Source organism: Rhodococcus sp. (in: high G+C Gram-positive bacteria) (assembly GCF_049591685.1).
Classification (GTDB): domain Bacteria; phylum Actinomycetota; class Actinomycetes; order Mycobacteriales; family Mycobacteriaceae; genus Rhodococcoides.
In genome coordinates this window covers 1-12,306 of record NZ_JBAWFH010000340.1, presented here as the reverse complement: position 1 = coordinate 12,306, position 12,306 = coordinate 1, and the positions used below count along the sequence as shown (strand labels likewise).

The 12,306-nt window shown below is 62.6% G+C and carries 11 protein-coding genes and 2 pseudogenes; 2 read left to right on the top strand and 11 right to left on the bottom strand.

Going from position 1 to position 12,306, the window contains the following annotated elements; translation table 11 throughout:
• Positions 1–1,471: FAD-binding oxidoreductase (locus WBQ44_RS14360; protein ID WP_495567348.1), on the bottom strand; the 1,471-nt coding region annotated here is incomplete at its 3' end.
• Positions 1,472–2,017: 546 nt separating this feature from the next.
• Here WBQ44_RS14360 and WBQ44_RS14355 point away from each other — a divergent pair.
• Entirely contained in the window at positions 2,018–3,154 is a 1,137-nt protein-coding gene (locus WBQ44_RS14355; RefSeq protein ID WP_495567347.1) for a hypothetical protein, read from the top strand.
• On the opposite strand, the gene WBQ44_RS14350 is transcribed toward WBQ44_RS14355, so the two are convergent.
• The gene (locus tag WBQ44_RS14350) at positions 3,090–3,500 is read right to left on the bottom strand and encodes a hypothetical protein (RefSeq protein WP_495567346.1); all 411 of its coding nucleotides are present in this window, start codon (positions 3,498–3,500) and stop codon (positions 3,090–3,092) included. The genes WBQ44_RS14355 and WBQ44_RS14350 overlap by 65 nt on opposite strands.
• A 135-nt stretch (positions 3,501–3,635) precedes the next feature.
• Positions 3,636–5,201: an alpha/beta hydrolase gene (locus WBQ44_RS14345; protein WP_495567345.1), complete on the bottom strand. Its 1,566-nt coding sequence runs from the start codon at positions 5,199–5,201 to the stop codon at positions 3,636–3,638.
• A gap of 122 nt (positions 5,202–5,323) precedes the next feature.
• Here WBQ44_RS14345 and WBQ44_RS14340 point away from each other — a divergent pair, with 122 nt between their 5' ends.
• Positions 5,324–5,965, top strand: coding sequence for a TetR/AcrR family transcriptional regulator (locus tag WBQ44_RS14340; protein ID WP_495567344.1), 642 nt, complete (start codon positions 5,324–5,326; stop codon positions 5,963–5,965).
• Positions 5,966–6,041: 76 nt separating this feature from the next.
• Here the strand turns inward: WBQ44_RS14340 and WBQ44_RS14335 are convergent, their stop codons facing one another.
• From WBQ44_RS14335 to WBQ44_RS14300, 8 genes and pseudogenes are all read right to left on the bottom strand, one after another.
• Positions 6,042–7,928, bottom strand: coding sequence for a S9 family peptidase (locus WBQ44_RS14335; RefSeq protein ID WP_495567343.1), 1,887 nt, complete (start codon positions 7,926–7,928; stop codon positions 6,042–6,044).
• Positions 7,929–7,950: 22 nt separating this feature from the next.
• Positions 7,951–8,145, bottom strand: a complete 195-nt coding sequence (locus tag WBQ44_RS14330; RefSeq protein ID WP_495567342.1) for an alpha/beta hydrolase — start codon at positions 8,143–8,145, stop codon at positions 7,951–7,953.
• Positions 8,146–8,153: 8 nt separating this feature from the next.
• Positions 8,154–8,576 carry a hypothetical protein gene (locus WBQ44_RS14325; RefSeq protein ID WP_495567341.1) on the bottom strand — a complete coding sequence of 141 codons (423 nt, stop codon included), beginning with the start codon at positions 8,574–8,576 and terminating at the stop codon, positions 8,154–8,156.
• Positions 8,573–9,553 (bottom strand): alpha/beta fold hydrolase, encoded by a 981-nt coding sequence (locus WBQ44_RS14320; protein WP_495567340.1) that lies wholly within the window; start codon positions 9,551–9,553, stop codon positions 8,573–8,575. Before WBQ44_RS14320 ends, WBQ44_RS14325 begins: the two co-directional genes overlap by 4 nt.
• Positions 9,554–9,592: 39 nt before the next feature.
• Positions 9,593–10,309: a MerR family transcriptional regulator gene (locus WBQ44_RS14315; RefSeq protein WP_495567339.1), complete on the bottom strand. Its 717-nt coding sequence runs from the start codon at positions 10,307–10,309 to the stop codon at positions 9,593–9,595.
• Between the two features lie 87 nt (positions 10,310–10,396).
• Positions 10,397–10,651 (bottom strand): hypothetical protein, encoded by a 255-nt coding sequence (locus WBQ44_RS14310; RefSeq protein ID WP_495567338.1) that lies wholly within the window; start codon positions 10,649–10,651, stop codon positions 10,397–10,399.
• 478 nt (positions 10,652–11,129) lie between these two features.
• A pseudogene (locus WBQ44_RS14305) lies at positions 11,130–11,550 on the bottom strand (transposase); the annotation flags it as partial.
• Positions 11,551–11,595: 45 nt separating this feature from the next.
• Positions 11,596–11,994, bottom strand: a pseudogene (locus WBQ44_RS14300) (thiolase family protein); the annotation flags it as partial.
• Positions 11,995–12,306 lie beyond the last annotated feature (312 nt).

The following is a 12,306-nucleotide window of genomic DNA, read 5'->3' as shown; positions in this document are numbered from 1 at the left end:
CCCCCGAGGTGTTCCAGGCGGGATCCTTCAAGTCGGAGTCCGGATAGTTGATGTAAGCGCCGGCGTTGGCGTCGTTCGGTACCGGAACGCCGCCGGTGTCGGCGTAGATGTCGCGATACATGTTTCGGGACCACTCGACATGGGCGGCCTCGTCCGCGGGATTACGCCAGGCGGCGACGAAGACGGCCTTCATGAACGAATTTCTGGTCGGCATCGCCGTCGCGTCTGCGGATCGGTCGTTCATTGCACCACCGGCAGGGAAGAGCTCGATCCCTGAGTCCAGGCTTTGAAAACGCGGGTCCGACAGGTACCTGTGCAGGGTGCGCAGCTGCTCGTCGGTGTGTGCCCGACGCAAGTTTGCACTCTTGTATTTACCCGAGAACGGTGCCCGGCCACGGGGTGCCGACAATTGTGTCGAAATATCCAGAAACGGTCCTTGCGAAGCGGGCACCGCGACGGGTGGTGGCCACACACCCTCGCCCAGTGCGGCGACGAACTCGTCGAGCAGCGCGTGCGCGTTGGGCAGGTCGGCATCGAGCCGTGGGGTGAGCTGGCATAGGTGTGCGCTGGCGAAGAACTGCGCGTAGAGGGTCGCAAACCTCGACCCGGGTTCGCTGTTGCGCTCGAAGAATCGTTGAAAATTACCGACGAACCGCACGAAAGCGTCTTCGCTGATCACGGGCAGTACGACCTGTGTGCTGAGCAGGTTCGCCGGAGGGGTCGGTAGGGCCAGTGTGGGATCCGACCCGTCCGCGTCGTGCGTGCGCAGGAGGTAGCGGGTGACGACGCCGAAGTTTCCTCCGCCGCCGCCCGTGTGCGCCCACCACAGATCCGAGTTCCGGCCGTCGCAAGTTGCCAGGACGGACGACGCACGTCCGTCGGCGTCGACGACGACAATCTCCACGCCGTACAAATGATCGACAACGGACCCGAACGCGCGCGAGAGGGGACCGAAGCCGCCTCCCGCGGCGTGGCCTCCCATGCCGACGCCCAGGCAACTTCCGCCGGGCAGCGACACACCCCAGCCTCGGTACAGCTGCTCGTACACTGTGCCCAGATCCGCTCCTGCCCCGACGGAGAAGGCGTTGTTTTCTGCATCGAACTCCACGGTTGTGAGCCGACTCAGATCGATGATGGCCTCAGTAGAGGCGTTGTCGACGAAGTTCTCGACGCAGTGTCCACCCGATCGGACGGCGATGCGCAGACCGCGCGCGACCGCCGTCTCTACCGCGGCCACGGTCTCGTCGGTGTTCATGGGCACGAAAAGACTCTCGGGCTGCGCGAGGAATCGCGGGTTGTAACCGCGCTGCACCAACCGCACGAATTCCGGGTCCGGAGGGCTCAATTCCGTGATGGTTGTCGACGCGACGAGCGGATCGGCGGACGCGCCGAAGGGACGTAGGTTCGGCAAAGCGCCGCCGGCCAAGGCGGCAGCACCGAACAACAGATGGCGCCGCGTCAGTTTTGGCATCGCACGAGTGTACTTCCGACTCGTGCACAATCGGCTGTTGCGCGGCACCGACCGGTACAAACAGCAGGTATTCGTGTGCGCAGTAGCATCCCGAGGCGGCCAGCGTTTCCAGTTGTCGCTCGGTTGCGACCCTCGCCTACCTGGGGGGCATGGTGCCTGGTTCCGCGTGAGGCAGTGCACGCGACATCATCATGTCTTATCGGCAAGCTACCTCTGGTCGGTGGTTCGGTAGTCGCCTCCAAGAATCGACGGCTGTGCGGAAACTGTCGTTTTGGACCTGATCAGTCGCTGTGGGTATGCGACGCTGTGCCTCGGCAGGCTCTCAGGCCGACACGATGATCGGCGCGGTCCCTGAATGCCGTGAATCCGGTTCGAGCTGGGACGGTCCTTCTCCGTCCAGGGCGATCCGAGCCTTGGCTCGGTGTCACCGAATGTCACAAGTCGCGAACTGGGCGCGTGCGGCACGAGTCCACACGTCCGGGCAACTGGCTTTGCCGGTGACTCGATCCGTCGCGGCCATGTCATCCGTAAGTGTCGTTCGAGTAGATGAAGGGGCCGCCGGCCGAAGCCGAAGGGCACCGGATTTGTCTGAATGGGTCGCTACAGTGCAGGAACGTGAAAACGATCAGAACAGAGGTGTCACGGGTGGCGAAGCGTCGAGGTTTTTTCGCGGAGATGCAGCACCAGAACCGGCTACGCGAACAACGTGACCGCCAGCAAGCACGAGCCCAGGCGCAGGCGACTGCACGAGCGGTGCGGTTGTCGGAAAAGGCGCGGCGCGATTGGGAGCGCGCGTGCGCCTCCGCCGACCGCGCGGCGAATAAAGCTTCTGCAGCGGCGGTCAAAGAACGCGCCCGCTTGCACGTGGAGGCGCAACTGGCTGAGGTCGAGGCGCGCAACGCCACCTTGGCCGAGACGTACGAGGCGATCGACGGCATCCTGGCGGCCACGCTGGACGTGGACGATTACGTCGACCTGAACGCTTTACGACAGAAGATCGAGCATCCGCCGTTCGATCGACCGGATCTGACTACACCGACAACCCCGCCTCTACCTCTACCGTTCCCACCGGAGCCGGTCTACGTCGAACCAGCCGCACCCGAGGGTCTCGGCTCCCTACTGGGGGGACGCAAACGCCATGTAGCAGCTGTGGAGCAAACGCAGGCGATGTACTGGCAGCAGCGACAGGGGTGGGAACAGGCTGTCGCTCAACGCAATTACGCCCAGGAGGCCAACGAGCGCGCGCACGGTGTCACCGAAGCGAGCAGGTTGCGGGCCCTTTCTGTCGCTCAGTCCGAGTACGAGGCGGAGTGTGCTGAACGCCGCAAACAGGTGATGGCGAATGTCGCGTTGGAACGGCTGATGGTAGGGCTGCAGGAGGGTGAGCCGAATGCGCTTGAAGAGTATGTGTCCATCGTGCTTGAAAATTCGGTGTATCCGGAGTGTTTCGAGGTCCAGTACGACTTCTCTTTTCACGGCCCGGATCGAGAACTTGAATTGACCGTCTCGGTTCCCCTGCCCTCGGATTTGCCGACCGAGAAGTCGTTCAAGTACACCAAGGCAAGTGACACGATCTGTGGGTGTCGTGTGGGTCATGGTGGTGTTCCTTCGGTGGGGTTCAGCTGGCGAGTTCGTCGATCCAGCTCGATCGCATCCGTAGGGCTCGTTCAGTACTGCCGATGACAGCGGCGAATCCGATGAGCAGGTTGACGTGGAGCGGCAGTCGGATGGGTGAGGTGAACGTTCCGATCGAGTCGGCGATGGGGGGAATGAGAGAGATGGATGCGATGATCTGCGGCACCTCCACGCAGAGGCCGCCGATGACGAGCAGGATCGAGATGAGACCGATGACGCGACTCGGACCGGGGTGCCGATGGTGCAGCCGAGCGCGGCGTCCCTCTGCGGATGCGGGATCGGGAGACAGCTGCTGTTCGGTGCCGTCCTCACGCACGTAATGACAGCGCTTGAGCCCGAATCCGGTGGCCGCGACCTCGATGCGTCCACCGAAGACAGGGAAGCGGGTCGGCATTTTCGCGTACAACTGTGAGATGGAAGATGGTCACGGAAAAGCAGACGCGACTGGTGAGTAGAAGCAACCAGGCGCGTTCCCAGAGCCGCAGGGCCGCAACGATTCTGGGTGCCAAGCGTCGTGCCGGTCGTGGCTCTACAGAGCGCAATGCAAGTCGCCGTCGGGAGTGGCGAGATCGACGAGATAGCGTTCGACGATCGCGTTGACGCAGGGGTTCGCTGCGGTGGTGGCGCCGTGCTGTTCGCCGTCTACGGTGAGGAGTCGCGCGCCGAGGTTGTCTGCCAGAGCTACACCGCCTTCGTGTGGTGTCAGTCCGTCGCCGGTGACCGATACCACGAGTGTCTGCGGGAGGCCGGTGATGTTCTCGCCGTAGGGATAGTCGAGTACGTGTTCGTCAGGCCAGCCCTCGCATCCGTAATGGGTGTCCACGTCGAAAGCTGGGTCCATGTACGGTGCCGCGGAATTGATCTCGGCGATTGTGGATGTCGTCTGCTCCGGTGTCGGTCGTATTTCGTCGAGGCAGTTGATGGCGAGAGTAGCCTCGGAAGAGTTGGTGTACGTTCCGTCGGGTCCGCGCTGCGCCGAGAGATCTCGCAGCGCTAGAAGCACTTCGCCGCGTCCGGATCGTAGCTCCGCCAAGCCGCCGATGACGCTGTCCCAGGCCTGGTTCGAGTAGAGACCGAGGGTGATGGCTTCGATCGCCGAGTAGTATGTCAGCCGACGACCGTCAGCAGTTCGGACCGGATTGTCGACAAGTGGTCGAAGCAAATCCTGGGCCGTATCGGTCGCTGAGGCCGGTTCGCTTCCCAGGGGACAGTTTTCCCGTTCGATGCAGTATTGAGCTAGCTCGTCGAAGGAACGCTGCACGCCGGAAAACGTCTGGATCTGGCGTTCGAGGACATTCTTGCGTGGGTCGACTGCGCCGTCGAGAACCATGGCACGGACCCGGTGCGGAAACTGTTGTGCATAGATCGTGCCCAAACGTGTTCCGTAGCTGGCACCGAGGAACGTCAGTTGCTCGTCGCCCAGCGCCGCGCGCAGGACATCGAGATCTCGGGCCACGTTCTGGGTACCCATCTGTCCCAAGACATTCATACCGCCGCTGCGTCGAGCGCACTGATCGAGAACCGAGCGGGTCGATTCCGCGCTCCAGGCCAACGCACCGGCGGGAACTCCGGACACGATGGCGTCATTGTCTCGTTCCTGGTCGGTGTAGCAATCGATGGCCGGTTGCGAGGTCCCGACTCCACGCGAATCCATCGATACGATGTCGAAGTGTTCGCGAGCGGGACCGTTGTCCCAGGAGTCTGCGACCGCGGTCACGAATCCGAGACTCGGGGCTCCCGGGCCGCCGGGGTTGACCACGACCGATCCGACGCGATCGTTCCCGGTGGCTCGGATGCGGGAGATTCCGAGCTCGATGGTGGGCCCGTCGACAGTCGCGTAGTCGAGCGGTACTTCGAGCGTTGTGCATTCGACCCTGTCGTCGGCAATGCCCGTGACAGCAGGGTCGCACGCAGAGAAGTCGAGTGTTTGTTGTTCGTAACGTATCGGTGCAGGCGACGGCTGCGGCTCGACCGAGGGCGGTGCGCTGCACGAGATGAGAGCCCATAAACCGGCCATCGTCACTGCGGCGGATTCCAGCATTGCTGTCCGGCGGCCCCGATCCTTCTGGATCCGGTGAGATCGACTGTGGAGCATCGCAATTCCTCTCTCAGAGGCTTGGCGGCGTAGGTGCGCGCGCTGTGTGGTTCTCTTCCATGGCGCGATTAGTACAGCGTGATAGTGATCTCAAGGTATCACGCTGTACTAGGGTTGGGGAGGTGTCGGACAATGTGGAAACTCGAAAAAGCGAACCCAGCACCAAGGACCGTATTCTGATCGCAGCCGCGACGATGGTGTCCGAGGATCCGGGTACCCGGATCAGTGTCCGAGCGGTCGCCGCGCGAGCAGGGGTCAGTACCGGATCGCTGCGTCATTTCTTTCCCACGCAGCGAGCGTTGATGGACCAAGTCGCCGCGGGAATCACCGGACTGGTGGCGAGCAAAAATGTCATCGAAGACGCAACTGTGCCTGCCGAGGAGCGACTGTTTGCGTGTATGCAGCAGGTGTTGTCGGCCACCGGTACCGGTGAACAAGCCCGAGATACGTGGCGACGGACATTCGGCACCTACCTCAGCGCGGAGCTCAACGCCGATGCCATCGACACATACATCGCTCTCAGCGCGGCCGGACTCCGGCACATAGAACACTGGCTGGACGTCCTCGACAAGGAAGGTGCCCTGCCGCCGGGCGACAACACCCAGCGCGCCGCTTACCTCAACGTGATACTGGACGGGCTCTCCGTAGCACGAGCCCTCCCGACCGACGCTACTCGAATTCGCTCGGAAACAGACGTTCTGCAACACGCCATTTCGATGCTTTTTCACATCGCTGCACCCATGCCGAAGGGCGACGCGGACTGAATTCGACGACGAGCTCGAGTTCGATTGCCCGGTGTCACATCCTGTCGATTCCGATCCACATCCACTGTGCTTCTGATCACTGCAGACTACGGCCGCCGAGGTGCTGGGCCAGAAATTTCTCCACCTCGAGGTAGTAGCGAATACTGTTCTCCGGGTTGACGAATCCGTGGCCTTCGTCGTCGAACACGAGGTAGTCGACGTCGACGCCGCGTGAACGCAGACGCTCGACGACGTTGTCCGATTCTGCCTTGACGACCCGAGGATCGTTGGCACCCTGCGCAATCAGGAGCGGCGCGCGTATCGCGTCGAGCTTGGAGATGGGTGATCGTGCGAGCATGTCGGCCAGTTGGTCGGGATCAGTGGGGTCGCCGACGAATCGATGCCAGCTGTTGACGATTCCGGGACCGATGAAGGCCGGTTGGGTGCGCATGAAGTTCGACAGGTCCGAGATGCCGACGCAGTCGATCGCGGCGGCAAACGTGTCGGGGGTGAACGATGCGCCCACCAGCGCCGCATAGCCGCCGTAGGAACCACCCATGATGGCCACCCGCTCGCGATCGGCATACCCCGCCTCGACCGCCCAGTTCACTGCATCGATCAGATCGTCGTGCATCGCGCCCGCGAATTCGCCGACCCCGGCGTTCATGTGCGCTGTGCCGTATCCGACCGACCCGCGAAAGTTGACCTGCAACACTGCATATCCGCGGTTCGCCAGCATTTGCGCGATGGGGTCGAAGTTCCATGAATCCCGATACCAGGGGCCGCCGTGCACCACCAGAACCATCGGGAGACTCTCGGGTTCCACGCCGACCGGAAGCGTCAGATACGACGGCAGAGTCAGACCGTCACGCGCCTGGATACTCACCGGCACCATGGGGGCCATGTCCTCGGGATCCAGGTGTGGATAGGGGCGGAAGAGGCGGCGACTCGATCCCGTGTTGTGATTGTAAAAGTAGGTGACGGACGGATCGCGGTCGTGGACAAAGCTGACGATCCATTTCTGTCCGCTCTCGTCGGAGGACAGTGCTCCGATGTCACCGTCGAACAGTTGCTCCAGATTCTTCAGTATCTCTGCGAAACCCGGTTCCAATGCATGGATCACCTGGCGTTCTCCCAGATACCGAATGCCGATGAGCTCTCCGGTCGCACTGTCGCAGATCAGCGGTGACGAGGTCTGCTCGACGGCTCGTCGCGCACCGTCGAGTTCGAGTGTCGGGTGACTGTCCACGACCGTTTCCTCACCGGTCTCGAGGTCGAGTCGGATCAGATGGGTCAAGTCCCGCCCCCGGTTGGAACCCAGCCACATGCCGGTACCGTCCGCGGTGATCTGCATCGGGCTGATGCCCATCGGGTAGTCGGTGCCGTCGAACGACGCCACCGTGGTTTCTGCTCCTGACTCGTCCAACCGCGTGATCTCGATGGTGCCGTCCATGGTCATTGCGAAGGCGAACACCACGCCGTCGGCACCGAGCATCGGATACCGGCCGATGCCCGGGCTCTGCCGGATCATCGTCAATTCGCCTGTGGCGATCTCGATTTCGTAGAGGTCGAACTCGGCGATGTTTCTCGCGTTGATCAGGACTGTATACACCTCTGCCCGCCCTCGCACGGGTTCGAGGGCCACCGCGCGGGAACCGGGGAACGGCGTCAGATCTACTGCCGCGGCCTCGGGATTTGCCAGGTCGATGCGGAATACGTGGTTGTTCTCGTCACCGCCGGTGTCCTGCAGATACAGCAGCCAGCGGGGGTCGTCCGTCCACTGGAAATCGTGCACACTGCGGGTCTCGTCGGCTGTGACGCAGCGTGGTTCGCTGCCGGGGGAGAGGTCCTCGATCCACACGTTCAGACGGTTCTTCCACGGTGCGAGAAACGCCATCGTGTCGCCGTCCGGTGACATCGTGGCACCGGAGCGAACAGGTGGGCCGAAGAAGTCCTCGACCGAGATCAATAGGGGTGCAGTCATGATTCGTCCTTTCGTTCGGCTGTTACAGAGCGCAGCGAGCCTCTGCCGGTGGGGAGTGGAGATCGACGAGGTAGCTGGCGACGAATTCGTTGACGCAGGGGCTGGTTGCGCCGAACGCCACGGTGTGTTGGTCGCCGTCGACGGGGAGTAGCGAGCCGCCCAAAGCTTCCGCCAGGTTGACGCCTCCCTCGTACGGTGTGGACGGGTCGCCGGTCACGGAGATGGTCAGAGTGTCGGGGAGTCCGTCGACGTCGGTGGCGTACGGATGTCGAGAGTTGGTTCTGCAGGCCAGAATTGGCAAGGGTCGCGTGCGCCGTCCGGTCCGAGGCCTGCGTCGGCGAACGGTGCTATCTCGTGAATCTGCCGCTTGAGATCGACTTCTTGTTCCGGGGTGTTGCGCTGTTCATCCATGCAGTTGATCGCGTACAGCGCTTCGGAGAAGTTCGGGACGGTGCCGTCGGCGTCACGTCCGCCGAAGATGTCGTTGAGCTTCAGAAGCGTATCGGCCTGTCCTGCTTGGAGTTCGGCTATTCCCTTGGTGATGGCAGGCCATGCCGAGGAGTCGTATAGGCCCGCGATGACGGCACCGTATGCGGCGTCGAAGTCCATGACGCGGCCATCGGGAGTGACGATCGGGTTGTCGATCAACGGTCTGACGATCTGCTGGAAGTTTTCGACAGCTTTGCTCGGATCGGTGCTCGGTGCTCGGTGCTCGGTGCTCGGTGCTCGGTGCTCGGTGGGCAGTCGGGCGTGCTCGCGCATGCCGCCGCCATGTCGTCGAAGGCCTTCTGGAAGTTGGTGTACTGGTAGATCCTGCGCTCAGCGGTGCCCTGGCCCGGATCGATTCCGCCGTCGAGGACCATCGCGCGCACGTTCTCCGGGAACATCTCCGCGTAGACCGCACCGAGTCGTGTTCCGTAGCTCTGACCGAAGTAGCTCAGGGTGTCGTCGCCGAGCACGTCCCGGAGAATGTCCATGTCGTGGGCAGCGTCGCGGGTGCCGACGTGTTCGAGGACGTCGTCGCCGCCGGATCGTTCGGAGCATTGGCTCACCAGATCTCGTGCACCGTCCTCGGTGAGGGTTCTCGAGCCCGTGAGGACCGTGGTGTAGGCCTGCCCTACCTCGTACTCCTCATTGGTGAAGCAATCGATGGCCGGTGTGGACGCACCGACACCGCGGGGATCGAATCCGATGAGGTCGAACTTCTCGGTCAGCCGGCTGTCCGCCCAGGTCGCCGTCGCACCCGACGCCGCCATGCTCATTCCGGCACCTCCGGGTCCGCCGGAGTTGAGCAGGAGCGAGCCCACTTTCTCTCCGCGTGCCGGGGCCTCGAGCAGCGCGATCTGCGCCGTGCGCCCGTCCGGATTTTCGTAGTCGAGTGGCACGTCCACGCGGGCGCACACGAACCTGGGATCGCCGGCGAACAGTTGTTCGTCGGTTGTGGTGGTGCCGTACCCTTCACACGGCTCGAATGTCACGCTCTGGTCGTAGAACTGCTGCAGATCGGCCGACGGCTCGGAGTCGGCGTCCGGTTCCGGTGGCGACTGGCTGCAGGCACCGAGCAGCAGTATCGACGCTGACGCGACAGCGAACAATCTTGCTCTCCTGTTGTCGGACATGGGCATAGTTGGTCGGCTCCTATCGAGTGCCACTGTGCTGGAGGCTTATTCGGGATCGGTGGCGTTGAGTGCCGCAACCTGTCGCAGCACGTCGCGTTGGGCGGGGTTGTACAGGTCTTCCGCGCCGACTGCGAGCGCTCGAGTCACCCGTTGTCTGTCGGCGTCGGTGTCGGCGAACAAGGCCGGGAAACGAAGCGCCAGCTGACGAACATGCGGGGCCATCCGTTCCGCCAGATTGCTGGTGGTGGCGCTGTCGGCGTCGGGCGGCAGGTCGTCGAACTCTGGGTCTGTGGGCAGCCGCGGAGTGGACCGCAGTAGGTCGCAGTAGGCGTCGAGGGTCGTCGGGCTCAGTACCGTGCTGGCGAAGGTGACAAACTGCCGGTCAGCGGTCGTCAGATGTGCTGCAGCAGAGCCGAGTTCGGGTGGCAGATCGGTCGGAAGGGATTCGTGGAGAAGCATCGCGATCTCCAACCGTGCTCGCTGTAGGCGCTCGATCGTCGCGCCGAGTTCTGCATCCAGGGCGCGGAGTGCCTGTTCGGGATGGTCGCGCCCGTCACCCTGAGCAGCGATGTCGGCCAACGAGAATCCCAGTTCGGTCAGGCGTTTGATCTGCATCAGCCGTACGAGATGCGTGACGCCGTACTGCTTGTAGCCGTTCGAGGCACGCTCGGGCTCATCGAGTAGTCCGACATCGTGGTAGTGCCGCACCGACTTCAGGGTGGTGCCGGCGAGATCGGCGATCTGTCGAGTGCTCCAGCCCATGTCGCTCTCCTCCGGTTCGATCAGTTCGGAATCAGTGTCGACTGTGACCTAACGGCATAGTCAAGTGTCAACTGCGCCCAGCAGGTCCTACGTGGGGCTCGAGTGAACCAACTGCGCCGTGGATCGGCGGAAGGCCCAGACAGCGACGAGCACTGCCACCGCGAGCAACGGGGTGCCCATAGCGCCTGCCGACCCCGTCCAGGCGGCGATACCGCCTGCGACGACGACACCCAGTAGTCCGCCAGTGGCCTGCGCGATAGGCTCGCATCGCTTGACGTGAAGAACAGTGATCACCATGCGATGGCAATCGCGACGCCGCGATATCGATTCCGGCGTATTCATGGTGCCCTCCTCGTCGATGCGTCGGTTCGCTCGTGCATTCCCTACTGTCGTCTCGTCGACCGGCGCACAACAGTGCAGACAAGCATCGGAACGGGTTACAACATCATCGGTGAGCCATGACGGATGTCATGTCCTGGCAGTGTGACCATCAGGTGGCCGGCCCGAGAACAGCGTCGAGTGCGGCACAGAGTGAGGTGGTTTCTTGCTGAACCGCCAGCGGGACTCCAGGCGTACCGCGGCTCTGACGGCTCCGCAACTCCAAGACAGATCAAGCAGGCGGCCGGGTACAATAGTGCCCCACGGGTGGTGTAGTTCGGATCGGTGAACCATCAGGTTCGTGATCAACGGGTTGTTTTGTATGTTATTCGCTTTCGAGTTGAGGTGTCAACGACTCGGTGGTGGTGTCGGTTGCCGTAGCGGAGGCGCGTTCCTTCCTGGCGATGACGACCTTCAGTTCGTCCATGGACACGTCGGAGACTTAGCGGCGGGTGACTTGCCACTCGTCGTGCGTTTCGATCACCACCGCGGTCGCCAACCTCAGGAACGCCGCGGGGTTCGGGAAGATCTCCACGACATCGGCGCGGCGTTTGATCTCCTTGTTCAGCCGCTCGATCGGATTGTTCGACCAGATCTTCTGCCAATGCGACTTCGGGAACGACCGAAACGCCAGCACATCCTCCCTCGCGCCCTCCATCATCGCCGACACTTTCGGGAACGATGCGTTGAGCGTGTCGGCAACTTGATCCGATTGCGATGCAACTGCTTCCGGTTCGGTGTGCGCGAAGATCGTCTTGATCGCCGCCATGACCGGCGGCACCTGTTTCGACGACACCGCCGAGGTGACGTTTCGCATGCACCCGACACCGCTGCAACGACGCCCCAGTGAACTGTTGCGCCACAGCAGCGTTCAAGCCGGCATGAGCGTCGGAGATCACCAAATGCACCCCCGACAGTGCCTTCTTGGTGCGGGCTTCGGCGTCGGCGAACACGGGATTGTGACTCTGCGGCAGCGAGTCCGAACTGCCGTGCGCGGAGTTCGAGACGCTCTCGACACCGGCCGAGATAAAGACATCACCCTCGCCGGCCTTGATGGCGTGCAGGGCCATACGAGTGGTCTGCAGCGACGAGGAACAGTAGCGCGTGATGGTGGTGCCCGGCAGCGAGTCGTACCCGAGCAGGACCGCGACGATGCGAGCGAAGTTGTTGCCCTGCATTCCGCCGGGGAGGCCGAGAAGCAGGTCGTCGATGTCCGTCGAGTCGAGCTCGGGGACCTTGGCGAGCGCGGCGGCCACCATCTGTACGGTCAGATCGTCGGGACGAATGTCCTTGAGCGAACCCTTCATCGCACGGCCGATCGGCGAATGACGATTACTACTTCTGGCGTGAACTGTCCTGGTGGGCTCAACGGGGACGGATCTAGCTCCAGCATGTTCACTCAGGTCAATTCACCAGCTGCGCGATCTTGCCCTAGGCGGCGGGCAACTCTTCGCCTGTTGAGCGCGGCGAACGGAACTCGGCATACCTGAGGGTGGATCCACCTTGCGGCGTTAACAACCTGTTACAGCTCTTCGACTGAGTAAGTCAGGTGACTCAGTCGAGTGTACGTTGCGAATCACGCTCTGCATTTCCTCAATGATTCTCTATCACCCTCAGAC

Excerpts from the sequence above, each read along its gene's own strand:
- WBQ44_RS14355 (WP_495567347.1), top strand. The coding sequence starts at position 2,018 with ATGAAGGGGCCGCCGGCCGAAGCCGAAGGGCACCGGATTTGTCTGAAT.
- WBQ44_RS14350 (WP_495567346.1), bottom strand. The coding sequence starts at position 3,500 with ATGCCGACCCGCTTCCCTGTCTTCGGTGGACGCATCGAGGTCGCGGCC.
- WBQ44_RS14345 (WP_495567345.1), bottom strand. The coding sequence starts at position 5,201 with ATGCTCCACAGTCGATCTCACCGGATCCAGAAGGATCGGGGCCGCCGG.
- WBQ44_RS14335 (WP_495567343.1), bottom strand. The coding sequence starts at position 7,928 with ATGACTGCACCCCTATTGATCTCGGTCGAGGACTTCTTCGGCCCACCT.
- WBQ44_RS14320 (WP_495567340.1), bottom strand. The coding sequence starts at position 9,553 with ATGCCCATGTCCGACAACAGGAGAGCAAGATTGTTCGCTGTCGCGTCA.
- WBQ44_RS14315 (WP_495567339.1), bottom strand. The coding sequence starts at position 10,309 with ATGGGCTGGAGCACTCGACAGATCGCCGATCTCGCCGGCACCACCCTG.
- WBQ44_RS14310 (WP_495567338.1), bottom strand. The coding sequence starts at position 10,651 with ATGAATACGCCGGAATCGATATCGCGGCGTCGCGATTGCCATCGCATG.